General features: G+C 44.1%; 21 protein-coding genes. 6 read left to right on the forward strand and 15 right to left on the reverse strand.

What is annotated here, in order from left to right; genetic code table 11:
* Nucleotides 1-134 precede the first annotated feature (134 nt).
* Complete coding sequence (locus ACXAER_RS06095; protein ID WP_474827546.1) at nt 135-1,322, forward strand: MFS transporter; 1,188 nt, start codon at nt 135-137, stop codon at nt 1,320-1,322.
* A 64-nt stretch (nt 1,323-1,386) separates the two neighbouring features.
* Here ACXAER_RS06095 and ACXAER_RS06100 read toward each other — a convergent pair whose 3' ends face one another.
* The 4 genes from ACXAER_RS06100 to ACXAER_RS06115 all read right to left on the reverse strand — a co-directional run bounded on the left by ACXAER_RS06100 (nt 1,387) and on the right by ACXAER_RS06115 (nt 4,579).
* A complete protein-coding gene (locus ACXAER_RS06100) occupies nt 1,387-2,493 on the reverse strand; it encodes a mechanosensitive ion channel family protein (RefSeq protein ID WP_474827548.1) in 1,107 nt (368 codons plus the stop codon).
* 278 nt (nt 2,494-2,771) lie between these two features.
* Nucleotides 2,772-3,185, reverse strand: coding sequence for a hypothetical protein (locus ACXAER_RS06105; RefSeq protein ID WP_474827550.1), 414 nt, complete (start codon nt 3,183-3,185; stop codon nt 2,772-2,774).
* Between the two features lie 79 nt (nt 3,186-3,264).
* A complete protein-coding gene (locus tag ACXAER_RS06110) occupies nt 3,265-4,194 on the reverse strand; it encodes a PA2778 family cysteine peptidase (protein ID WP_474827552.1) in 930 nt (309 codons plus the stop codon).
* A 4-nt stretch (nt 4,195-4,198) separates the two neighbouring features.
* The gene (locus ACXAER_RS06115; RefSeq protein ID WP_118490142.1) at nt 4,199-4,579 is read right to left on the reverse strand and encodes a PA2779 family protein; all 381 of its coding nucleotides are present in this window, start codon (nt 4,577-4,579) and stop codon (nt 4,199-4,201) included.
* A gap of 525 nt (nt 4,580-5,104) precedes the next feature.
* Between ACXAER_RS06115 and ACXAER_RS06120 the strand changes: the two genes are divergently transcribed.
* Nucleotides 5,105-6,697 carry an ABC-F family ATPase gene (locus ACXAER_RS06120; RefSeq protein ID WP_474827555.1) on the forward strand — a complete coding sequence of 531 codons (1,593 nt, stop codon included), beginning with the start codon at nt 5,105-5,107 and terminating at the stop codon, nt 6,695-6,697.
* Nucleotides 6,698-6,788: 91 nt separating this feature from the next.
* Here the strand turns inward: ACXAER_RS06120 and ACXAER_RS06125 are convergent, their stop codons facing one another.
* The 3 genes from ACXAER_RS06125 to ACXAER_RS06135 form a co-directional block, all read right to left on the reverse strand.
* A complete protein-coding gene (locus ACXAER_RS06125; RefSeq protein WP_474827557.1) occupies nt 6,789-7,568 on the reverse strand; it encodes a hypothetical protein in 780 nt (259 codons plus the stop codon).
* Nucleotides 7,569-7,749: 181 nt separating this feature from the next.
* Entirely contained in the window at nt 7,750-7,905 is a 156-nt protein-coding gene (locus tag ACXAER_RS06130; protein WP_474827559.1) for a hypothetical protein, read from the reverse strand.
* Nucleotides 7,906-7,950: 45 nt separating this feature from the next.
* Nucleotides 7,951-8,847 carry a hypothetical protein gene (locus tag ACXAER_RS06135; protein ID WP_474827561.1) on the reverse strand — a complete coding sequence of 299 codons (897 nt, stop codon included), beginning with the start codon at nt 8,845-8,847 and terminating at the stop codon, nt 7,951-7,953.
* Nucleotides 8,848-9,134: 287 nt separating this feature from the next.
* Here ACXAER_RS06135 and ACXAER_RS06140 point away from each other — a divergent pair, with 287 nt between their 5' ends.
* Both ACXAER_RS06140 and ACXAER_RS06145 read left to right on the forward strand, forming a co-directional pair.
* Nucleotides 9,135-9,788 (forward strand): sulfotransferase family 2 domain-containing protein, encoded by a 654-nt coding sequence (locus tag ACXAER_RS06140; protein ID WP_474827563.1) that lies wholly within the window; start codon nt 9,135-9,137, stop codon nt 9,786-9,788.
* Nucleotides 9,789-9,865: 77 nt separating this feature from the next.
* Complete coding sequence (locus ACXAER_RS06145) at nt 9,866-10,633, forward strand: MipA/OmpV family protein (protein ID WP_474827565.1); 768 nt, start codon at nt 9,866-9,868, stop codon at nt 10,631-10,633.
* A gap of 163 nt (nt 10,634-10,796) precedes the next feature.
* On the opposite strand, the gene ACXAER_RS06150 is transcribed toward ACXAER_RS06145, so the two are convergent.
* The 4 genes from ACXAER_RS06150 to hutC form a co-directional block, all read right to left on the reverse strand.
* Nucleotides 10,797-11,291 carry a CreA family protein gene (locus ACXAER_RS06150; protein ID WP_474830520.1) on the reverse strand — a complete coding sequence of 165 codons (495 nt, stop codon included), beginning with the start codon at nt 11,289-11,291 and terminating at the stop codon, nt 10,797-10,799.
* 130 nt (nt 11,292-11,421) lie between these two features.
* Nucleotides 11,422-13,014 (reverse strand): histidine ammonia-lyase, encoded by a 1,593-nt coding sequence (gene hutH / locus ACXAER_RS06155; protein WP_474827567.1) that lies wholly within the window; start codon nt 13,012-13,014, stop codon nt 11,422-11,424.
* 2 nt (nt 13,015-13,016) lie between these two features.
* Nucleotides 13,017-14,756, reverse strand: coding sequence for a urocanate hydratase (hutU, locus tag ACXAER_RS06160; protein WP_474827569.1), 1,740 nt, complete (start codon nt 14,754-14,756; stop codon nt 13,017-13,019).
* 105 nt (nt 14,757-14,861) lie between these two features.
* Nucleotides 14,862-15,584: a histidine utilization repressor gene (gene hutC / locus ACXAER_RS06165; RefSeq protein ID WP_474827571.1), complete on the reverse strand. Its 723-nt coding sequence runs from the start codon at nt 15,582-15,584 to the stop codon at nt 14,862-14,864.
* A 165-nt stretch (nt 15,585-15,749) separates the two neighbouring features.
* On the opposite strand from hutC, the gene hutI reads away from it, so the two are divergent.
* Together hutI and hutG are read left to right on the forward strand one after the other, a co-directional pair.
* A complete protein-coding gene (gene hutI / locus ACXAER_RS06170) occupies nt 15,750-17,009 on the forward strand; it encodes an imidazolonepropionase (RefSeq protein WP_474827573.1) in 1,260 nt (419 codons plus the stop codon).
* The gene (hutG, locus tag ACXAER_RS06175; protein WP_474827575.1) at nt 17,002-17,970 is read left to right on the forward strand and encodes a formimidoylglutamase; all 969 of its coding nucleotides are present in this window, start codon (nt 17,002-17,004) and stop codon (nt 17,968-17,970) included. The genes hutI and hutG overlap by 8 nt, the downstream gene beginning before the upstream one ends.
* 34 nt (nt 17,971-18,004) lie before the next feature.
* Here the strand turns inward: hutG and sstT are convergent, their stop codons facing one another.
* The 4 genes from sstT to ACXAER_RS06195 all read right to left on the reverse strand — a co-directional run bounded on the left by sstT (nt 18,005) and on the right by ACXAER_RS06195 (nt 25,167).
* Nucleotides 18,005-19,225 carry a serine/threonine transporter SstT gene (sstT, locus tag ACXAER_RS06180; RefSeq protein ID WP_474827577.1) on the reverse strand — a complete coding sequence of 407 codons (1,221 nt, stop codon included), beginning with the start codon at nt 19,223-19,225 and terminating at the stop codon, nt 18,005-18,007.
* A gap of 114 nt (nt 19,226-19,339) precedes the next feature.
* The gene (locus ACXAER_RS06185; RefSeq protein ID WP_474827579.1) at nt 19,340-20,761 is read right to left on the reverse strand and encodes a S41 family peptidase; all 1,422 of its coding nucleotides are present in this window, start codon (nt 20,759-20,761) and stop codon (nt 19,340-19,342) included.
* Nucleotides 20,762-20,901: 140 nt separating this feature from the next.
* On the reverse strand, nt 20,902-21,360 hold the full coding sequence (locus ACXAER_RS06190) for a hypothetical protein (protein ID WP_474827581.1): 459 nt from the start codon (nt 21,358-21,360) through the stop codon (nt 20,902-20,904).
* A 69-nt stretch (nt 21,361-21,429) separates the two neighbouring features.
* Entirely contained in the window at nt 21,430-25,167 is a 3,738-nt protein-coding gene (locus tag ACXAER_RS06195; protein ID WP_474827583.1) for an AAA family ATPase, read from the reverse strand.

The raw sequence follows: 25,167 nt of genomic DNA on the forward strand, positions 1-25,167 counted from the left end.
CCGCCCCTTTCCCATGATGAGATCCGTTGTACACTACTACTCAAACTTAAAAAAAGCGCCTTTATTAAAACTGTAATACCTCATCTGTAGCCTATCTTTATAATTAGTCTACTTTGTTACCGGTTTCTTATTAGATGAAGTACACCATGTCGCGCAAGGCGTTTTACTCGCTAACGGTTACCTTCACAATTTTGTCTGTTCTTGGCCAAGTCTCTACCAGCATTTACAGCCCCTTCTTTTTTGACTTAGCTACCATGTATGGCAGTCAGGTGAGCATAATTGAGCAAAGCGTAGCCGTGTTTTTAGTCGCGTTCTCAGTTTCACAGTTAGCGTCTGGCATAGTGTGTGACTACATAAACAAGCAAAAATTTTTGTTTTACGGAATCTTAGTATTTATTGCAGGTACGCTTGTGGCGGCGCTTGCCAGTGAAGAGTCTACTTTTCTCATAGGTCGTGTGGTGCAAGGCTTAGGTGGGGGCGTTGGCGTATCAGTATCGCGAGGGCTGTCACGTCAAATATTTAGCGAAAAGCAGCTCAACACTTCACTTTCACTCATCAATATAGCCTTTGCTATTGCCCCAGCAATAGCGCCGCTAATAGGTACAATAATTGGCGAGTCTTTGGGTATTTCCGCTATTTTTTATTTCGTGCTGGTAATGGGGCTACTTGCCCTACTTTTGCTATTTTCAGTCTCTAGTATTCTTAGTCATTTTACGCCGCCGGTATCTGCCAATGTTTTTAGTCACACGTTAGTACTTATAAAAAGCACAATAGTAAAGCTTGTCTCGGTAGGCATGGCTAGCGGGCTTTTGTATGGCATTGTGTTTTGCTTCATTACCATTGCTCCCTCTATGGTAATGCAACAGTTCGTGCTTTCTAAAACCCTGTTCTCGGTTTACTCACTGCTAGCCACCTTATCTTTCGTTGTAGGCAGCGTATTCAATATTCGGCTGACTTCTTTGTCGCCTTTGCAAAAATTTAAGGTATCTAGTTTCTGTTTAGCAGCACTTTCAGTGCTTTTTGCATTGACCGTTTTCTTTAGCGTAAAGAGTGGGTTAATCAGTATTTTGGCTTACTGCTATATCACGTTCTTCTTCATTGGCATTGCTATGCCTTGTAGCGTAACTATCATGCTGGGCTATTCTGAAACATCTGCCGGTTTTTTAGCAGCACTCACTGGCTTTTTTCACCTGACAGGGGCCGCCATAGGCGCTTACGCTGTAACATTACTAACGCTAGAGCCTACCGAGGCTTTCAGTTTAATGACTTGTGCGCTAAGTATTGCCAGTATCGCTATTTGCATCACTTTGAAAAAGCACTAGATAATTGTGCTTCCGATGATCTCAATGCAATCGAAAAGCCATGCGCTAGCGTCATTACCTATGCTCAGCCTTGCGGCCTTTCGTGCTCATTCGCTGACGACAACACACTTGCTGCGCCTTCTTGCTCTATATTGAGCGCGGTAATTGGGAACGGTATTACGATCCCCTCTTCATCAAACCGTTTTTTCAGCATTTTTATGAACGCACTTTTAATAAAGAAGCGATTAAAATACTCTCGGGTTCTAAGCATTATGGTTAGGTTAATGCTTGAATTATCAAAGGTGTGAAAAATAACGAAGGGTTGATAGGTTTTAACACCGTACTCGTGCTCTTTTAAAATAGTATTGGCTACGTCTAAACAAACCTTTTCAACATGTTCTAAATCAGAGTTATAGTGCACGCCAACTTCTACGGGCACCGACAATTCGCGCTCGGGATAGTAGTAGTTAATTAGTTTGGAATTTGAAAGCTTACTGTTTGGCATGATTACAATGTTATTAGGCAGCATTCTAACCCATGTAGAGCGCCACCCTATTTTCTCAACAAACCCTTGTTCTCCCGAGTCCAGTTCAACAAAGTCACCAATGCGAATGGGTTTATCCATTACCAACTGAATACCCGAGAAGAAATTTTCAAGCGTTGGCTGTAAGGCTAATGCTACTGCCAGTGACGTAATACCTAATGAAGCAACGATGGGCGTTATCGATACGCCCATTGTGCTTAAAATAATTAAAATGGCGAGTACGGCGAACACTGCCCTTACAGCACCACCAGCTATAGCGCTGGTGTTTTTCACAATGGTTGATTGGTCGCGATAACGGCTTAACGAGTAGGTAACAAAGCGTTCGAAGAAAAGAAACAGCGTTATTATAAGACCTGCCTCGATAACAATGGTTAACGCCTCAATAGCCCTTTCATCTTCTATCTGAAATACTGAAACGATACTTTTTACTAACAGCAGAAAGATGACCCAAATCAGTAAATTCAACGGTGCATTTAGAGAGAGTACAAGAACGCGGTAAATATCGGACATGCTGCTGCTTTCGGAACGAGCCTTGGCTTTCAAGCGCACCAATATAAGGCGTTTAATGATGAAAAGCACAATAACAATACCGACTAATCCGACTATTGCTAGTACCTGCTTATTTTCAAGAAATTGGGGGCTATCCACGGCTGACGGTGCTCCTGCGTAAAGAAAGTATGGCGCTTTAACATAAGCTATACGTTAATACGGGAAAGAAGACGCAAAAGGCACACCAGTTATTTACTCACAATGCTCATCCAACTTGAGAGCAATCAAACTAACGCCATAAAAAACGTGCGATTCTCACAACATAGGGCTTGGTTTTATAGGGCTCTAGCAAAGCGCCTATTTACAGTTAGTGGTTAACTACACCAACCAAATTTAAGAAATGAGACAGTTGAGCGTGTGATTAGCTTATTTCTGGCTTAGTACGAATCAGAAAGAAGAGTTAATTTGCGTTCATGTTCGCGAGACAACCATGAAGAAGCGTCTTCAATATCCGTAAAAAACAGATAATCCATATTTTTGAGTTCGGGGATCCTCTGAAACATTATTCCGCGTATAACAGGTCCTCGATAGACATAAGCTTTCGCTATTAATCCCATTTCAGGGAGGCGTTTTATAATACGTTTGAGTATGTCGAAGGCCTCAGGAGTCGCCCCCTCGACTTGGCTGATGTCCGCCAGAAGGGAAAAGGGCTTTTTATTAAGTCCTACGACTAATTTAAACAGACTTTCACTATATTCTTCGGCACTTTTTTCATTGAAAGCGCCATGGAGTCGACTGAAGATTATTCCATTTTGATATGAGATTGTTGATGAGCTTAGTTTTTTCGACATTGCCAACCTTCACGGTTACTTCCTAAATTAATAGTAGCCGATAAATTGTAGAAAATGCGAACTCGCTCGAGATTTAAAATTACTTATCAGTCAATTTCAAAAGTGCTTCATTGTTAGGAAATCGCTCAAGCCCTTGCTTTAAAATAGCATTTGCTTCTGCTTGCAGATTATTTTGTCGCAAAGCTAATACGTAGTTGTTAACATAAACATGTTGATTCTGCCCCACTTCATAGCCTTTCTTAAACCAAGCCACTGCTTGGTTGTCGTTTTTCTCTAAGTAATGATTAGCAATCAAGAAATAACTTAACCAGTACGTTGGCCAAGTTTGCGACGCGGTTTCCAAAAACGCCAATGAGCGCGCTTTATCTCCCACTTTAAGCATGTCGTAAGCCGCACTTACATAAGTGAAAGGTGTCATCTCAGACGAGGTTACATTAGGAGGGACTGGTGCCAAATACCAGTAATTTCCTCTTCCCCACGTTCTTTCAAAAAGTTCAAGCGACATTTCGTGATTGGGCGTAAGGCCTGTATGCAGAGTAACCGTACCTTTATCACTATCGAACCCGATAACAACAGCGTAGTGCCATTGGGGTAATAACTGGATGGACAAATTTTGAAAAACAATCACTGGTATATCGTCTTTAACTAACGACATAATTGACGATAGTGTCCCTCGCTCAGTATATGGCAAAAAACCAAATTGTCGGGTAGCGCTAACCATTTCTAGTTGTAAACTCCCTTCTTTATTGGGAATGAATAACTTAGGCGCAATGTCATTTGGAGAGGTGCTTTCACCATAGTAACCAAACACTTCAGATAGCGTAGTAGGCCCGCAATAAAACTGCTCTTGGGGAAAAAACGGAACAGATTGAATAGTGTGGGATTCAGGTAAAGAGGCAAGTCCCTCTTGCCGCAGCTTGTCAGCTTGAGGTGTGGACTGACAGCCTGAAAGCAAAAATAGAAGCGAAAGGCCTGCTAACGCGCAGGCCTTTTTAACTGAATTGATCATTCAATTAGCTGTTCACTGGACGAATAAATGGGTAAACGTCAGTTACACCAATTAGGTCCAAAATTGCGATAATAGCAAGCACGGTAAGCACTGCACCTACAACACCACCCGCTGGAGCTTGATTAATTTCATCATTTAATTGCGCAATTTCGCTGTCGGTCATGCCGTTGATTCTCGCAATAGCTTGGTTGCTATCTACACCTAAGCTTACCAATTTGCTCTGTACGTCTGAACGGTTAACCATGTCAATCAACTGCTGCTTATTGTAGTGAGCGGCTTGGGTTTGCATTACGGAATCTGAGCTAATTGCTTCAGCGTGTACACTGCCAGACATTAAAACCGTTGCCGAAAAGCAACCAATCGCAATTTTTTTCAAAAATTTCATGATGTTTCCCTCTTTGAAATGCACAGTTTTATTCTTCTTTTGCGTTATCTAACCCACGATAAACTAGAGTGAAATAAAACTTCGCACTAATTCAGCAGACGCATTTGCGCGCTGCGGTTTATTTTCAGTAGATAAGCACAGCAAGATTAAGACCAACTAAAAAGGCCTTTTTCATAACAGACAATGTTTCATTTTTTCCTATTTAAAATAATGATTTAAATAACCTTTATGCGAAAGTGGTGAACAAAGCTTTGTTCGTTAATTCTGCATTGATACATCACGGGGCGCTGACTGTTATGTAATATTTTCTTTATGCTGGAATTATTTGCTTGCTGTTAACCTAAACAACATGCTGCAAAAAAATATTACGCCCAGCTCTCTAATAACGCCCGCGCAAAATCTGTTCAAAATTCCCTCGACATGTAGCCCTCAATTCCTTATAGTGCGCGCGCTTTTATATATTAGTGAAGTGACAACCGCTTTCACTATTATCTCTTCTCATCGTTTTACCCCTGGATACCTGTTTTGATTACCACCGCAAATATCACAATGCAGTTTGGCTCTAAGCCATTATTTGAAAATATTTCCGCAAAATTCGGCAACGGCAACCGATACGGCCTGATTGGCGCAAACGGTTGTGGCAAGTCTACCTTTATGAAAATTCTAAGCGGTAAACTTACCCCTTCGTCGGGCAACGTTTCTATGGCGCCTGGCACAAAGCTAGGTATCTTAAGTCAGGATCAATTTGCCTTCGAAGAATACAGTGTGGTTGACACCGTGATCATGGGTGACCGTGAACTATGGGAAGTTAAGCAAGAACGCGACGCTATTTACAGTAAGGCTGAAATGAGCGAAGAAGATGGTATGCGCGTAGCGGATTTGGAAACCCAATTCGCCGAGATGGATGGTTACACTGCTGAAGCACGCGCAGGCGATATATTAAACTCTGCAGGCATTGATGAAGACTATCACTTCGGTTTAATGAAGGAAGTGGCCCCAGGGAGAAAAGTACGTGTACTTTTAGCCCAAGCCCTATTTGCCGAGCCTGATATTCTGCTTCTAGACGAACCAACCAACAACTTGGATATTTACACCATCAGTTGGCTTGCAGAAGAGCTTAATAAGCGTAAATCGACCATGCTTATTATTTCGCACGACAGACACTTCCTAAATTCTGTATGCACCCACATGGCCGATATCGATTATGGTGAACTACGTGTTTACCCAGGTAACTACGACGATTACATTCAAGCTGCCATGCTAGTTCAAGAACAGCTTCATGCAGAGAATGCCAAGAAGTCAGCGGAAATTGAAGAACTACAGAGCTTCGTAGCGCGATTCTCTGCTAACGCATCGAAAGCTAAACAAGCTACTTCGCGTGCCCGCCGTCTTGAGAAAATTGAACTGGCTGAAGTAAAAGCATCTAGCCGTCGTAAGCCCTATATTGTATTTAAGCAGCATAAGAAACTTCACCGACTTGCTATTACACTTGAAGACTTAGGACACAGCTATCCAGATCTTCCGTTATTCGACAATGCGAACTTGCTATTAGAAGCAGGTCAGCGCTTGGCGATTATTGGTGAGAACGGCGCTGGCAAAACCACACTTTTGAAGTGTTTGGTTAATGACATTGAACCTACCGCAGGTAGCTATAAGTGGGCTGAAAACGCTGCGATTGGCTACATTCCACAGGACAATGCTAAATACTTTGCCGAAGATATCACTATGTTTGAGTGGATGAGCCAATGGCGCAGCCCCAAACACGATGACCTTCAAATAAAAGGTATGTTAGGACGTTTGCTATTTACGTCTGACGACTTCAACAAACGCGTGCAGGTATGTTCTGGTGGTGAGAAAAACCGTTTGCTGTTCGGAAAGCTTATGCTTGAAGACATCAACGTATTAGTAATGGATGAACCCACTAACCACATGGACATGGAGTCGATTGAAGCCTTGAACAATGCCCTATACAAGTTTGATGGCACTGTTATTTTTGTTAGTCACGACCGTGAATTCGTTTCGTCACTGGCGACGCAAATCATCGAAATTAAAGACAAGAAACTGAATCACTTCGATGGAAACTACGAAGAGTTTTTGGCGCATAAAGAAAACGCTTAAGTAATGTTAAAAAGGGGCGTTCAACGCCCCTTTTTTTCTACCTTAATATTTACGTCTTTTTTATCGCATTTAGGTTAATGCTTTATTGACCTTAAACTTCTTCGTTTCCTACTAAAAACTGTCGAGTCATACCCGCTAGGTTATCGAAATACTCGATAAGAGCAGCTTTCACTGGGGCTAACTCTTCTTCAGTCATATTCTCAAAGTCAGCGGGATCGGCAAAATCTTCTAATGGCTTGTGTTTCGCCAAATATGTTTGAGTTTCTTTTACATGCTCTAATCGCGTGATATCCACTGGCTTATCAATGGTTTCTATGGAAATGGCAAAGCTAGCTGAGGCCATGTAGTTATCTAGACCCAAAAAGCTTCTAGTAAAGAGTCCATAACCTTGGCTGTAATGTTCTGAGCAGCCATACATGCCACACTCCATTGCTGCTAACGTGGATGTCTCTTTAATTATAACAACCGCTGTTATGCCTTGAGCGAAAAGCTTTTCTCTAGTGCTCGCGCTCTTTTCGTTAAATACCCATTCTTTATTCACCACATCAACAAAGGTAAGCGTATCGCTCTCAGAAACAAGGTTTGATATGTCTACAACATCATATGTCGTTCCGCTCTCAATTTTATCCTCAAAAATTTTGAAAATGCTTTTTTTAAGCTCCCAATCGTATTCATACTCTTTACTGAAATTATTAAATATCGTCGTACCAACATGGGTATGGCTAGGGTTCTCTTTAGCGACAACCAAAACTCCAATCTTACTTTTTTCAGGGGCTTTATAACCTGTTGTAGGAGGCACGTACGTTGACGCACACCCAGCCACAACAATGGCCATAAGAACTATTGAAAACAACTTAAACGGCAATTTCATCTTTGTTCCTTTGCATCCTTTTTATTATATTTTTAAACCCAGTTAGCTCACCCTATCCCAATTCAGTTCTATTAACTATCAACGTATGGATAGGAATCACGATAAAATCGCATAAGTTTTCTTCAAAAACAATGTGTTTTGTACTTCCATTTTCATTACTTCACGAGCCAGAATTGATGAGCTATCGCCCAATAACTTGCCATAAGCCTCTTTCACAAAAAAGCTCTAAAATATCGCCTTTTGACCATCGGTGAAATGAACCTTCATCAGGCAATTGCAGATAGGCAGAAATACAAAAATCGTTACCTTCGTCCCCTTTAGGTTTATTGGAAACCATAAAAAAGGGCACTTGATTTAGTGCCCAGTTTACATTTTATTAGGTTTACTGATTTGATAAGTGTTTGGCCACCGTTTCAGCTACACGGTCGAAGTAACTAATAATTGATTTTTTGATAGGCGCTAACTCGCTTTCTGTGACTTCATCGAAGTTTTCAGGTGGAACAAATTCTTCAATGCGCACATTCTTCGTGGCGTCCTCTTGTAATTCGCTAAATTCGGGTTGCACTGCAATGTCTACAGGTTTATCTAAGCGCTCAAAGCTTATATCAAAACTAGCAGACGCGACGTAATGATCGGTTCCTAAAAAACTTCGTGTAAATAAACCAACGCCTTTGCTCTCATGTTCTGAGCAGCCATATGTACCGCATTCGGTGATGGCTACCGTAGGTGCCTCTTGGACGACAATGATCCTTGAAACACCGTCAGCTAGCAGCGACTTTCTAAGGGCATTTTGGTTTTCGTTAAAAGCCCAATTATCATTCTGCTTCACCACGAAATCTAGCTGCCATGCTCCTTTGACTTTGGGCGTTACATCAACCACTTCAAAGCGGTTTGATTGTTCGATTGCTGTCTTTAGTTTGGTAAAAAACGTAGAGGCTAGTTGCCAGTCGTATGCATACTCTTTCGTGAAGTTATTAAACTTGGTGGTACCAATATGAGTATGCGAGGGAAATTCATTAACGTAAATGAAAACCCCTACTTTTTGCTTGGGTAATTCTGCCGGCTTGTCAGCAGTTTCGGCTGCGTTTTCGCTTTCTTGCCCTGAAGTATTAACGCCTTGCTTCAACGCTTCGCTGTCTGTTTTAGCAACTGAACTTGTTGTTTCGACATTCGATTCGGTAGGCATACTATCAGTTGAGTCCATACCTTTTTGTGTTACACATCCTGCTGCAAGCATTGATACAGCGACCAGCGCACCAAGCCTTGTCACGAATTTCATATCACTTCCTTATTTAAAAGCCATCAAGCTTAATACTAAATTTATACTCTTCTGGTTTTGCATAAAATGGCGCTAAAGGTAATACAACCTTACTTCCCTTCTCTACAAGTGGTCGATGCGAACTATATCACGCTCGATTTCTATGAGAGCTGCAATATCACTTACTATTAAACTTTCAATATTGCGTTAAATCTCACTGTAATAAACATTCCTCATACTGAGTTGAGGTTAGGAAAATTTTCATCGCGTAAATCACCTGCATATCATTTTACGAATCGGGGAAGTCAGTGCTGTTATCTCATAGTAAGCAATTCTTGTTTGTACATATTGCCAAAACCGGTGGAACCAGTGTTCGCGCCGCCCTCAGTAAATATCGGTGGGGCCATCGTTATTCTGTACCTCAGTTTATTTGCAATAAAATGAGTCAATTGACCGAACACAAAATTGGAAGCCGTTTTCCTAGACACTCACGTATTATTGCTGCAAAAGAAATGTTGCCCGAAGCGTACTTTAATCAGCTATTTAAATTTGCAGTGGTACGAAACCCTTGGGATTTACAGGTAAGCTCTTATCATCACATTAAACGAGAGCGTCCTGCTGTCATGCAAGGTTATGATGATTTTGAAAGCTTTATGAAATGGAAATTTGATAATTCGCGCCCTTATCAGTACCACATAGACACATCGCTTCAGCTGCAAACGGATTACCTTATCGACCTTCATGGGCAGTTGCTTACTGATTTTATCGGGCGTTATGAGCAATTAGACCGCGATTTTGAGCACATTTGCAATAAGTTGGCACTACCCAATATAGCGCTGCCTCACAGACGAAAAGCAAACAACAGAGATGATTACCGCCGTTACTATAATAGTGCGTTAATTGATCTAGTCTCCACCCACTTTGAGAAAGATATCGCCCTTTTAAATTACACATTTGAATAGGTAAGCGTAAAGAGCACGATCAATAATGATCGAACCGGAAGCTTAGGCTGTATTGTGATAAAAAAGGAAATTTATTGATGACTCTACTAAAGTATTTAGGCGTAGCTAGCCTATCAACATTACTCGCATTCTCTTCCACTGTCACTGCACAACAACCAACGGGATCACAACAGCCCCAAGGCTGGATGTGGGGTTTTGGTGTCGCCGCATCCCAAGATGTGTATACCGATTTTAATAACCGCATTGTGCCTATTCCTATTGTTGGCTACACCGGTGAAAAGCTTCGGGTTTACGGGCCATTCATAGGCTACGAACTATTTAGAGAAAAGGGCTTTACCCTTGATGCCCAGCTTGTGCCGGTATTTGCAGGTTACGAAGAAGATGACAGCGCTGTGTTTACTGGTATGGAAGACAGAGACTTTAGTTACGCGGCTGGCGTTGGCCTCAATTATAATACCGGAAGCTGGGTGTATTCATTGTCAACCAACGCGGACATTCTTGGTAAGTTCGATGGCTACCAGGCATCTGCTCGAATAGGCAAACAGTTTAGAGTAAATAACTTCATGATAGAGCCATCGGTAGGCGTTAACTACCAAGACGCCAACTATGTCGACTATTATTACGGTGTACGCCCCGAGGAAGCCACAGCGTTGCGAAGCGCATATAATGGCGATAGCGCACTTAACACAGAGGTTCGCGTTGCTGTTTCCACCCGCCAATTTTTGGGTGGCATGACCCGCTTAGAGGTTGGCGCCACATTCTTTGACGATAGCATTAGCGATAGCCCGCTGACAGACGATGATACAGCACTGAGTGCCATGCTGGTTTATACGCGCTTTTTTTGACGGTTCAAGAAGTGGTGCGATCAAGAACGTAAAGGCGAAACCTTACTGTTAAATATATTCTACTCAATTAAGGTGTGCGATGAATATCGGCACCGTTTTCACTAGACACAACAAAAAATGCCCCAGTATTTAAGGGGCATTTTCGTTAATTGCACATTGAAATTTACGCGGACGTCTTAAACGCAAGGGTTTCCCAAAGGGGAACGGTAGATAAACTATGTTTGTAGCTACCCGATGTTTCTTTCGTGCTGTACGACAAGTAAATCAGCGTTTTTGAGTCAGCATCATAAATTCGTCGAAGCTTCATATTCTTAAAAAACACGCTCTTTGATTTTTTGAAAATCACTTCGCCAGAATCTGATTTATCGATAGCGTCTAGCATCTCGGCAGTGATGGGGCCGGTTTGCCTGCACGCAATAGAACTGTCTGACGGGTCAGACAAATCTAGATTCGCTTCTATACTTGAAATATGACAAGTGACGCCAGTGACAACAGGGTCTTGAAGCGCATCAATTTTGATATCTTTTGTGGTGAAAAGACCAAGAGACACATCGCCCACTTCGCTGTCGCTACAGCCTGCCAACGTAAACACCGACGCGGCGAATAAACCCAGCACAGTGCTTTTTACAAAAGTGCCCTTCTTCACAGCGCGTTTCATCGAAGTACGATTCATAGAAGTACGAGCCTCATTTGAAATTAACCAACGTCCATTTGTTTGCATATCATTCCCACCTCTACTCTATTTATGATCTACAAGTGTTTACTCGAAACACCAAGCCTGGATCATACTAGCCTAACAGGTTTAACTGCGTTTTATCCATAAGGTTGCATCGCTTAATCAGTTGCTTGGCTTTTTCTATGTCTGGGGCAAAATAGCGGTCTTTATCGTAAAACGGCACTTGCTCTCTTAATAGCTGCATCAGCACCTGCAGCTTTTCGCTTGTTGCAAGCGGCTTTCTAAAATCTAAACCTTGGCAGGCCGCTAACCACTCAATGGCCAATATACCTGCCACGTTATCGAAAATATCTCTTAAACGTCTGGCTGCGAAGGTAGCCATAGAAACATGGTCTTCTTGGTTTGCAGACGTTGGCAAAGAATCAATAGAAGCAGGGTGCGCAAGGGTTTTATTTTCACTAGCAAGTGCCGCACAGGTAACCTGTGCGATCATAAACCCTGAGTTTACCCCACCGTTTTCAACTAGAAATGGCGGTAGACCGCTTAAGTGAGTATCTATCATTAGCGACATTCTGCGCTCTGACAACGCACCAATCTCAGACAGCGCGATAGCCAACATGTCTGAGGCCATCGCCACCGTTTCTGCATGGAAATTTCCGCCAGATAAAATATCGCCATCGGTCGCTTCGCCAACACTTGAACTATCGCCGCTTTGTACAAAAACTAACGGGTTATCGCTAACGCCATTAGCTTCCGTCACTAAAATGTCTTGGGCGTAGCGCATTTGCTGTAAACAAGCGCCCATTACCTGTGGCTGGCAGCGCAGCGAATACGGATCTTGTACTTTTTCACATCGTTGATGTGAGTTGCCAATCTCTGAAGTATCTAGCAATGCTCTGAAAGCCGAGGCTACATCGCATTGGCTTTTATGGCCGCGCACCTCGTGAATGCGCGCGTCGAAGGGCACGCGAGAACCTAACGCAGCTTCAACCGTGAGCGCGCCAATACCGATAGCACTGTGAAGCGCATTTTCAGTGTAAAATAGCCCCTGAAGTGCAAACGCTGTTGATGCCTGTGTACCGTTTAATAGTGCTAAGCCTTCTTTAGGTGCCAACGAAATTGGCTCCATGCCCGCTATTTCCAATGCTTTAGCCGCACTTATACGTTCACCTTTGTAGAAAGCTTCCCCTTCTCCTAAAAGCACTACACTCATATGTGCTAAAGGCGCTAAGTCTCCACTAGCCCCTACCGACCCTTTTTCAGGAATAGCTGGGTAAACCTGTGCGTTAAACAAGGTAATGAGCGCTTCTATTACGCTTAAACGGATTCCCGAATAACCGCGGGCCAGCGAGTTTATTTTTAACAGCATGAGCAGGCGCACAGTATCTTCTTGCATAAAGTCGCCCGTGCCGGCCGCATGCGATAGCACAATACTGCGCTGTAATAACTCTAACTCGTCAACATTAATACGGGTATTAGCCAATAACCCAAAGCCGGTATTGATACCGTACACGGTTCGATTTTCTTTAATCACGTTAAGCACTACTTGCTCGGCGGCGTTTAAAGCGGGTACTGCGCTTTCATCTAACGATAAATGAACGTGACTTCGATGTACTTCTCTTAACTGCTCTAGGTTCAAGGTACCAGGAACAAGCGTAAGCTTTTTAATACCGTCTTGCTCCGCGAAAAAAGAGTTCCGGGACATGATCACGCCTCCCCGTCTAAGTTTTGGTGTGAGCTATGGTTTGAATCTGCACTGCCAGCCCCTTGACTATTAGCCTCGGGATTTACCATAGGAAGATCAAGGTTATGTTTAACCGCACAGTCTTTTGCGATGTCATAGCCAGCATCCGCATGACGCATTACGCCTGTGGCGGGGTCGTTATGAAGTACCCTAGCAATTCGCTCAGCTGCTGCATCAGTGCCGTCACAAACAATTACCACGCCCGAATGCTGGCTGAAGCCCATTCCTACACCGCCACCATGATGAAGGCTCACCCAGGTTGCGCCCCCCGCAGTGTTTAATAACGCGTTTAGTAAAGGCCAGTCCGAAACCGCATCAGAACCATCGAGCATGGCCTCGGTTTCTCTATTTGGGGAAGCGACCGAGCCAGAGTCTAGATGATCTCGACCGATCACTAGCGGTGCGCTTAACTCGCCACTGCGCACCATTTCGTTAAAGGCAAGCCCCAACTTTTGTCTTTCACCTAGTCCAACCCAGCAAATACGCGCAGGCAGGCCCTGAAACTGAATACGTTCTTTAGCCATATCTAGCCAATTATGTAGATGCGGGTTATCTGGTATAAGCTCTTTAACTTTAGCGTCCGTTTTATAAATATCTTCTGGGTCGCCAGATAAAGCAGCCCATCTAAAGGGGCCAATGCCCTGACAGAACAACGGTCGAATATAAGCGGGAACAAACCCTGGAAAATCAAAAGCATGTTCAATGCCTTCTTCCAGCGCCATCTGCCTAATGTTGTTGCCATAGTCGAGCGTTGCCGCGCCGGCTTTTTGAAAACCCAGCATGGCTTTAACTTGCAGCGCCATCGACTGTTTTGCTTTTTTAACAACACACGCTTCATCTTTCTTGCGTTGTGCTTCGGCTTGATCCAGCGTCCAACCTACAGGCAAATAGCCATTAAGCGGATCGTGGGCACTGGTTTGATCGGTTACCACATCAGGAATAATCCCTTTTTCAAGCATATCAGGAAATACCTCAGCAGCATTGCCGAGCAAGCCTATTGAAACGGGTTTGCCGTCTTGCTTAGCTTCATCTAACAAGCCCATAGCTTCTTCCAAGGAATGCGCTTTTTTGTCCAGATAGCCCGTTCGAATTCTGAAATCTATGCGGGTTTCATCAACTTCCACTGCCACCATTGAAAAGCCGGCCATAGTAGCCGCAAGGGGCTGTGCCCCACCCATACCGCCTAAGCCGCCTGTTAAAATCCAGCGTCCTTCAGCGCTTCCTTCAAAATGTGTTTTTGCCACGCTCACAAAGGTTTCATACGTGCCTTGCACAATGCCTTGCGAGCCTATGTATATCCACGACCCTGCCGTCATTTGCCCGTACATCATCAAACCTTCTTTATCCAGAGCGTTAAAGTGCTCCCAATTAGCCCAGTGCGGTACAAGGTTAGAGTTTGCAATCAACACACGAGGTGCGTTTTCATGGGTAGGAAATACGCCAACCGGCTTGCCCGATTGAATAAGTAATGTTTCGTCAGTATTTAAGCGCTTAAGCACTTCAACAATTTTGTCGTATGACGCCCAGTCGCGAGCCGCGCGCCCAATGCCACCGTAAACCACCAAGTTTTGCGGATGTTCCGCCACTTCTGGATCCAGGTTATTCATTAACATGCGAAGCGGCGCTTCGGTTTGCCAACTCTTCGCATTTAGCATACTGCCTCTTGGGGCACGTATTTCTCTTGTAGGGTCGAGGCGTTTCATAAACTTCTCCTAGGCATCTTTTTTTTTTACTGAAATGTTTTTGTTGTAAGAAGCAGTATCTTTAAAAAAGCGCCTTGAGAGTTAGCGTCTTAGGCGCGTTTGCACTTAAAACTCCAAGTGTCCTCCCAGTCTGTATCTACTGCCAGGGTGGAAAAGCACAGCGTGGCTAACCACAGCGGCAGCGCCAGTTGCCTTCCCCATCCCACGTGAAAATGTCCGTCGAGTAATCTTTAGGCAAGGCTCTTTAGGCTTTATCAGTAACGCTTGTGCAATATCTTTTTCAACAATTACAGCTTCAACACTATGGTCCGCCTGAGAGAGAGGCGCGACTTGGTTTAGATAAAAGTTTGCAGTTTGCGCTTTAAAGTCTTTATCTAGGTAGTCGTCAATCCAAGCTGGGTTAACCCACCGATCTTCATACTGAACAGGCAAGTTGTTCTCGCAATGCACAATAATGCTGTGAAATACAGGTACCCCAACATCAACCGCTAGACGCTGCGAAATAACATCACTGGCGGGAGCAGTTTCCAGAACCAATATCTCGTTAGTGTATCTGTGTCCCCGCTGCTCTATTTCATCGCGAATGCTTTTAATTTGAAGCATTGAGCTCATAGGGCGACTATCTGACACAAACGTGCCAATCCCCTGGCTGCGCATTAAAATGCCCTCGTCCACCATTTCACTTAACGCTCTTCTAGCAGTCATTCGGCTTACACCGTGCTGCTGGGCAAGTTGGTTTTCTGAAGGCACTTGAGTACCTGGCTTCATTACACCGTTTTCGATGGCATCCAAAATTGCTGTTTTAATGACCCTGTATCTAGGTTGCATATCGTGGGTTCACAACTAAATTGTTAATAATATGCTAACAGCATACTTGTATATACAAGTATGCACAAGTACACTGACTTTTAAAATCTGCACATTGTTTCAGTGAAGGCACTGGGCAGAAGTAGGCAAAGAGCTAGCAATAGGTGACTTAAGGTGGAGCGCAATATGGGTTATCAGTACGACACGCTTATTTACAATGTTCGCATTGCGTCTATGCAAGACAACGAGCTGCCCTATGGCGAATTACCGCCACACGCCATTGCCATAAAAGACGGCATAATTGCTGCGTTACTTCCTTGCGATGGCTCACTCGACAAAGTGTTTGAGCAGGCCAAAAGCGTAATAGATGCCACTACCCTAATTCCCCAAAATGAAGGTTCAACGCCCAAACACCCGTGGCTATTGCCTGGCTTCATCGATTGTCATACGCATCTAGTGTATGGCGGCAATCGCGCCGAAGAATTTGAAATGCGATTGCAGGGCGCAAGTTATGTAGACATTGCGCAGCGCGGCGGTGGTATTAAAGGGACGGTTGAAAAAACTCGACGCTCTGACGAAAACACCCTGCTTCACACTGCGATAAAGCGAGCAAAGCGACTGTGCGAAGAAGGCGTTACTACCATTGAAGTTAAATCAGGTTACGGGCTGGACTTAGACACTGAAGTGCGCATGTTGCGCGTGGCTAAATCCCTTGAACAACACCTTCCTGTTAGCATTCAAACCACTTATTTAGGCGCTCACGCCCTGCCCAATGAATTTGCTGACGACTCAGAAGGATATATCGATTTCATTTGCAACGAGGCACTTCCTCACATCGCTTCGCAAAACTTGGCTGACGCCGTTGATGTATTTTGTGAAACTATCGGATTTTCAACTTCTCAAACAGAACGGGTGTTTAGCTGCGCACAGCAGTACGGTTTACCCATTAAAGCTCATGTAGAGCAGCTTAGCGACAGCAAAGGTGCAGTCTTGGCGGCTAAGTACGGCGCACTATCGGTAGATCACATTGAATATTTAGCTGACAGCGATATTCCCTTACTTGCTCAAAGTGGCACCGTTGCCGTGCTTTTACCAGGCGCTTTTTATTACTTAAGTGAAGTGCAAAAGCCGCCGGTAGATGCTCTAAGGGCGCACAATGTGCCCATGGCCTTAGCCACTGACTTTAATCCAGGTAGTTCACCGCTAGCCTCAATCCTTACCGCGATGAATATGAGTTGCGTGTTGTTTCAGTTAACCCCGGAAGAAGCGCTACGCGGCGCTACTGCACACGCGGCTAGTGCACTAGGACTGCACGACCGAGGTGTTATTGAAGCAGGCAAGCTTGCTGATTTAACGCTGTGGGATATCGAAACGCCGGCAGAGCTCGCCTATTGTATTAATGGCCACCGCCCCGTTGCGGTGTTTAAGGAAGGTAAACATGTTTAAGTGGCAAGGCAGAGTAGATAGTGAAGACGGAATTGATGGTTTGCGTTGGCATCAAAAAGTTAACGAACTTGAAGTGGGCGAAGATAATTCATTAGCCAACTCCGTTACCCTTGTTGGTTTTGAGTGTGATTTGGGTGTGGCATTTAACAAAGGCCGTGTAGGTGCCTCTGATGGTCCAAATGCGATTCGCCAGGCACTTGCAAACTTGCCCTGGCACTGGCCAAACGCATCATTAGCTGATTTAGGAAATGTTACTGCTAAAGAGAACTTAGCCCAGGCACAAACCCAATATGCCGACGCCATTTGTTATGCGCTCAAGCAAAATGATGGATTGGTCATTGGGTTAGGAGGGGGACATGAAATTGCATGGGGTAGCTATCAAGGCGTTTTCAATGCTAAGCCGAATAGTGCCAGCATTGGAATTATTAATTTCGACGCCCATTTTGATTTAAGAAAGCCTTCACCAAACACCAGCTCTGGTACGCCGTTCAGGCAAGTGTATGAGCACTGCCAGTTACACGGTACACCGTTTCATTACGCTTGTTTGGGCGTGTCGAAAGCAGCCAATACACCAGCGCTGTTTAACTTTGCCAATACGTCCAACACGCGCTATTTAACCGATGTGGCGTTAAATGATGAATCACTGTGTATGCAGCGAATAGATGAACTGCTATCGCCGATGCTAAAAGACATCGATGAGCTTTACGTCACTGTATGTTTAGATGCATTTTCAGCAGCACAAGCACCTGGCGTTAGCGCGCCCAGTGCGTTGGGGATTTCCCCCACACTTGTGATTAACACACTGCACTTTTTAGCACAGCACCAAAGTACTTATGGGTATCAATGGAGACTGTGTGACGTTGCGGAAATGAACCCCAATTATGATATTGATAGCCGCACAGCAAAGCTGGCTGCACGGCTAATTTTTGAATCAGTAGATGCAATAAGCACGCACACTTAACGAGTTAACGCTTTAACGTATGACGCTTTTATGTTTACTGGCCGCCTGCCCTTTCACACGCAGCGGCGGTAAACAAGACATCGGTGGAGCTATTTAATGCTGTTTCAGCAGAGTCTTGCAGTACGCCAACAATAAAGCCCACCGCAACCACCTGCATAGCCACTTCATTGGGTATATTAAACAGGCTACAGGCAAGCGGAATAAGCAGTAGCGAACCACCTGCAACACCTGAACTTCCACATGCTGATACCGCAGCGATAACGCTTAACAATACAGCAGTAGGGAAATCTACAGAAATTCCCAAGGTGTTAACCGCAGCTAGCGTCAACACGGTAATGGTGATTGCAGCCCCAGTCATATTAATGGTGGCGCCTAACGGGATAGATACCGAGTAGGTGTCCTCATCAAGCTTTAAGCGTTTACACAGCGCCATATTTACCGGAATATTCGCCGCCGAACTACGGGTGAAGAATGCCGTAATGCCGCTTTCTTTCAGGCATTTAAACACCAAAGGATAGGGATTCTTTTTGGTTGCCAAAAATACTAATAAAGGGTTGGTCACAAGTGCGATAAATAACATCGCGCCAATCAGTACCGTTAATAAATGGGAATAGCCAAGCAATGCTTCAAAGCCCGTTGTAGCAATGGTATTGGCTACCAAGCCGAAAATACCGAAGGGCGCGAGTTTAATAACAAAACCCACCACGGTTGTTACGCTATCTGCCATATTTTGAAGTAGCGCTTTCGTTGCCTCGCTAGAATGACGTAGACCTAAGCCTAGACCTACAGCCCACGTGAGAATGCCAATGTAATTTCCATTTACTAATGCATTTACCGGATTATCTACCATGTTATAAAGCAAAGTAGTAAGGACTTCCGATACACCTTTCGGCGCAGCTTGGCTAACTTCTGAGGTCACTAAGCTTAAGCTTGTAGGAAAAGCAAAGCTTGCCAACACGGCGGTGAGCGCGGCCAGTAGTGTGCCCAACAAATAAAGCACAAGCACGGGTTTGATAAAGGTTTGCTCGTTTTGCTTATGGTTGGCAATGGATGCCATGACCAAAACAAAAACCAATAAAGGAGCAATTGCTTTTAGGGCTTTTACAAATAAGTTACCCAATAGCCCTGCTGATTGAGCAGCTGAAGGTGAAAAACTCGCTATCGCAATACCGCATACGATACCAATGATAATTTGCAGTACCAAACTGCCATTCATGTAGCGCTGAAACAGGCTGGGGCGTGACGTTGAATCCATAAATGTTGGTCCATTATTATTTTGACGACGCACCATAAAGGATAACGTTACACAAATGAACCAGTTTGGTCTTAGTTACTCGCAAATAACCGTATGCTTGCCGTTTATAAGGGTTTACATGCCTTCAAGTATCTTTTGCGTATAAGACGTCCACTGGTAAAGAGGAAGTTCTCCATCAATATAATAGTCTGGCTGAATGCCTACCCCATCAATGGCCATGTGGGGAATACGCAAACTTTTGGTTAAACTGTAATGCAAGGTAAAAGTACCGCTCGGCGAATCAGCTTGATACATGTTTGAGATGTCGAGTACACCTGCGGTGGTTTGCCCAAACAACTTTACTTTCTTGCTTTGTTTAGCCGCCAGTAAAAACTGTTCTGCGGTACTGCCATTACTTGAATCAACGAGTACGCCAATACTTTTTGGCAGAGGTTCGATTTTATCGAATGTCTCCACCGTTACGTCGTCATCAATGTTTATGTAGCTGCCGATGTGTTGCTGAAGAATGTTGTACCCGTCTTTGGCCCACTGCTTTTCTTCTTCACTAAAATGAGGGTTTTGCAAAAAGCCAAGCATTCTAGAGTTGTTAAGCTCGGTAGATAGGTATTCCATGCCTACAGTGCGAATAGGGTTGGTGTATAAAATAGGGAGTAAAGACGCATAGCTTACATCACTACCACCACCGTTTCCTCGGATGTCGATAATGAGGTTTTCAGTTTTTAAAATCGTGTCTAGGTGCTTAGAGATAACCGCGTCGATGTCTTTTTTGAAGGCATGATCGAAAGCCGGTATGCGAACTAACACTGTGTTATCTGAAATTTTCTCGAATAGCGGAGCCTTTGTACTTAGTAAGCGCACATAGCGTGTTATTTCAGGCGACGATTCTTGTCGCGGTTCCTCTCGCGACATAACGATAAAGCTATTGCCCAACACCACTTCATTGTTACCCAAGAGTGTCATGGTATCGATTTGTCGGGCTGAGTGGTCGCCCATAAAAAATGTCACTCTTGCAGTATTGTTGTCTTCAGGGTCGTTGAGAATGAACTTTACTTGTCCCGCCTTCCATGAAGGGTTGGTACTTTCAACGATATAAGCTTTATGGACATTGCCTTCTTTTTTTAACGCAACCGTATAGCTTGAGAATTGCCAAATCCCCTCAAGAGTTTCGTCACGTTGACTTTTCAAATGTTGTTTAAATGCCGATAAGTCGAAATCATGTACTACCGATTCGCGTACCGCTTCCTCTGAGCCATTCGTGTTTAGCGCAAGACCAATATGCCCTTTGCGAAAAAACGTAAGCCAATCGCTAAGCACTGTGTGGCATTGCGCTTCGCTTTTCGCGCTTTGTACTCGCGCCAAAATCGCACTATTGTGGGCGGAATAAAGGTCCTCCCCTTTTTTCTCAACACTATATTGAAAACCGGCATCGTTATTTTCAAACGTGCTTTTTAGCCATGCATACTCACTTTCGCACTGAAAGGGACTACCGAAAGTACTGAAAGACGCAAGAAGAGGGAGGATTGCAAATCGCTTCACGGTTTATGATGTCCATATCTATTTTGTACAAGGATAAAGTATCATAAATGCACTAGCTTACTAGAGCGTTATATGTAAATAGATTTTACAAGATGGACTTACCAAGGAATGACGTAACGTATAGAACAAACACTATTATTTTAATTCTTTATTAACGCTTTAAATTTTTCGGTCGTAATATCGAACTTATGAAGCGGTATTTTTATTGTTTTGCCACTCTTGTGTAAATGAAGATTTGCGTTAGAGTCAGACGCGTCAAATTCAATGGTTTTAATGTCACTCCACAAGTAATGATTAACAGAGGAAATTGGCCCTCCAAATTTGATACCCGTTTCATCGATAGTAAGGATTCGCTGCTCTTTTATTCCTATTTTTATAGACCCCACTACCGCAAACGCTGGCCCCATAAAAATTAAAGCACCGAGTTTTCCGGCTCCCTTGGAACCTGAAGTAAGAAGCTCAGTGACAAACCCATAACCGAAGAAAGTTGCCCCCCAAATTAGAATATTTAGACCAAGAATTTTAATTGCTTTTGCTTTTCGATCTTGGCCTTTCTCTAACAGCCTGAACGATTTATTACTATTGTTTACTTTCAACAAATTTGCTTCCTTTTAATCTGGAAAGCCATTTAAAGCAGCGTCATACCAAAGTAACTAGAGCTGTCCGCTTTAACTTACTGCATAGTTTTTTTCTAGTGCACTTAAGCCTACGCCATTGCGTTTAATCACTTTTAACTGAGTGGGAATACGCTCTTTCATGGCTTCAATATGGCTTATCACACCAATCATTTTTCCGCTGGCATTTAAGTTGTCTAGCGCATCAAGCGCCACATCCAAAGTTTCAGCATCAAGGGTGCCAAAGCCTTCATCCAAAAACAGCGAATCAATACTGGTCTTGTGACTGACCAAGTCAGATAAAGCTAATGCCAGTGCAAGGCTCACCAAAAAGCTTTCTCCGCCAGACAGGGTCTTGGTGTCTCGCACTACATCACCTTGCCAGGTGTCTAATACACTTAAACCCAACCCTTCGTTTTCTTTTCGAATTAGCTGATAGCGACCGTGTAATTTATCAAGTTGCTGATTTGCAAGCTGCACTAAATTGTCCAACGTAAGCCCTTGAGCAAAACGTCTGAATTTGTCGCCGCTGGCCGAACCAATTAATGAATGCAGATAAGTAATATCGTCATAATAGGCCTCAAACGCGGCCATCTCGTCCACAAGCTGCTGCTGCTTTTCGCGGGCTTGATTGTTAGCGCTTAGCTGCTGTCCAATTTGCCCTAAAGAAGATAACAGCGCGTCACGCTGCTGAGCTTGCTCGTTAATTTTCGACTCGAGCCACTGTGCACCGTGCTCTTCTAATTCACTCTGCCACTGCGCTGCATTAGCATGGGCTTTTAGCGATTGTTGGATAGCTAGCGCGTTTTCTAGCTTTAAGTCTGCTTGTTGCTTTTGCTGAGTTAATCGCTTTTGCAGTTCAAGTAATGTGTTGCGGGTATCTTCGTCTAAAAGCGCATTGCTGAATGCTTGCTCATCGGCAAATGGGCTGCTCGCCAACTGACGGTTAAAGTTCTCTGTTGCCTCTGTAAGTCCTTGCTCTTTTTCGCGCATTTGCTCATTTAGCTGGACAATTTCGGCCTCTAAACGAGACAAAATAGTGTCCGTTTGTTGTAGGCGAGATTTGCATTCATTTACATTTCGCTCAGCCATTTCTTGGGCGGCGTTTGCCTTATTCCTTGTTTCAGCAATATTGCCTTCAGGGAATACTGTTGTGCGCGAGTCTCGCAGCGCCTTTAAACTTTTATCTAGCTGCACAAGCTCTTCAGATACATCCTTTAGCTGATTCTCAGCGCTTTCGATATCACGACTGACCACAAGCAAGGTGCTGTTTACCTCTTGCAACTCATCTTTAAGTTTAGCGTGTAGCTGATGATTGTGTTTATAGGTTTTAAGCGCTTCGGCTTTTTCATTTAACCACGTGGTAATTCCATCAATAGACAGGTTGTGAATGTCAGCACCGTGCGCCGTCATAGTCTCGCTGAGCGCTAAAATACTATTATTAATCCCTTGTGTTTTGTTCTCTAGCTCTACATTGCGTTCGATGAATTGCTTTTCCAAGGTTTCGCGCTGCTGCAGAGAAACTGCAAGTTCTGACTGCTTGCCTTGTAATGCCTGTTGCGCTTCATTTTTAGCCTGCAAAGCAGCATTTAGAGCTTGCTCGCACTCTTCTAAACGGGTTAATTGGGCACTAATATCATCGAGACGAGTTTTAAACTGCTGGGTAAATTGAGCGACGCTTTGCGATGTATTAATGTCGACCTTTTCAAAGCTCGATATATCAGCGCTAAGTATGCTTGAAATCTGCTGCCACTTTTCTAGCAGCGTTTCTCGTTGCCCGCTTGCCTGTTCTAGCTGCTTATTAACCTGAGCAAGAGTGAATTCAGTGTGTGTAACGCTTTCTTTTGCCCGCGCCCCTTGTTGCTCAATATCATCTAACTGCTGCTTTAAGCTATCTCGCTTTTGGATAGTTTCAGGTACATCAATCGCCACGCTAGACGTGGTGTGTTCGTTAGCCCCACAAACTGGGCACGGCTCGCCACTTTTTAACTGTGCGCGCAGGTGCGCCACTTCAGCATCTAAGGCGATTAGCGCCTCTAAGTCTTTCAAATTACTACGAGTTTGCTTGTAAGCATCAACCAAGGCTTGTCGGTCAGATTGCTGCTGCGCTAGTTGCTTCGCTAAGTCTTCCCTCTGTGCACTCAGCGATACTTTGTCTTGCTCTAGTGCCAAATATTGCTGCTGAATATGCCCTATCTGTAATACGTTATCCCAATGATGAAGCTTGGTATCGCGCTCTTGCTGAAGACTATTTTTGCTTGTGGTGCCAGCACCATTAGCTTCAGCGGGCGAATCAGATAGCGCGGCATGAAGCGCCTTTTCGCACTTGGCAACTTGCGCGTTTTTGTCATCGAAGGTCTGCGTTAAGGTGTTTAACGACTCATTTGTTTTTGCAATAGCTTCACCTAGGGATGAAAGCGCCTGACGATCATCCTTTACGCTTTGTGTCAGTGTTTCTAACTGCTTTTTATCACGTTCAATATGGCGCGCCGTTTCACTCCAGCCACTTATAAACTCCGCTATGCCGCTAAGTGAATGGTGATCACGTAAGTAAGTTTCCAGTTCACCAAGCTTTGTTTTGTTATCTGCCGAAGCGTTTTCGATTTCTGTGCGCTTTAGCGTTAACGCGTTTATTGATTGCCTTAAACGTGCCGTGTTTTCGTTTGCTTTTTGCTGTTCAGTAGTGAGCTGCGCTATTTGGTTATCTAGCGGAATCACCTGCTCGTTTATGCGCTTTTCAAGTTCACTGCTTTGTTGCTTTGTAAGAACTAACGCTTGTTCGGCATAGGTTACTTCTGAGCTAAGTTGTGCCTTTTGCGTTTTTAAGTCGGGCAGCTGAGCAGCTTTCTCGTCGAGCCTTTCTTTATTACGGGTTACGTCTTGCTGAAGCCCGTTTCTTTGCAAAAATGGCAGGCGAAGTTTTTCAGCCGGCTCGCTTTTAGTTAGAAGTTCAAGCTCATGCTTTGCCTCATTAATGGCGTTATTCGCGCTCTGCTGCACTTCACTGGCTTCTTTAGTGGCGAGCTCGTTAGCGATAAACGCTTGTTGCCACTGCTGTTGCTTTTGTAACTCAACAAGTGTTTGGTTAAACGCTGCGACTTGGCTCTTGGTTTGTGCTTGCTCTTCTTCAAGCTGGGTGATTTGCTCGTTGCTAAGCAAGGTTACGCCTTCCAGCTTTATCGCAAACTCTTTTTTCTTTTGTTTAGCGTCACTAAATTGCTGATGTACTGCCTGTGAAATTTGGCCATAGATTTCGGTGCCTGTTAATTCTTCAAGCAGCTCGGCTCGGTCGGCCTCGTTAGCATTCAAGAATGCTGCAAAATCCCCTTGCGACAACATCATAGACTTGGTGAAGCGGGCAAAATTAAGGCCGGTCAGCTTTTCAATCTCTTCACTTTTCGGCCGCACTTGAGTAGCCAACACCTTACCGCTTTCAACTTCGGCAAGCTCAACATCGGCACTTTGAAGGTTACCGTCAACTTTCCCTCTGGCGCGACGCATACTCCAAAACGCACGGTATGCTTTCCCCTTAATATCAAACTCAACCTCCGCCAAACACTCCGCCGTGCCGCGGGTCATGATGTCGTTGTTCGACGTTGAAATAGGCCCTAAACGAGGGGTTTGGTGATAAAGCGCTAAACAAATGGCATCAAGCAGCGTGGTTTTACCCGCCCCCGTTGGGCCTGTGATAGCAAACAGGCCATTGTCGATAAACGGAGACTGGGTGAAATCTATCTTCCATTCCCCTTTTAGAGCGTTTAGATTTTTAAGGCGTAAGGTCAATATTCTCAT

Source organism: Alteromonas sp. AWJ4_199, assembly GCF_056159165.1.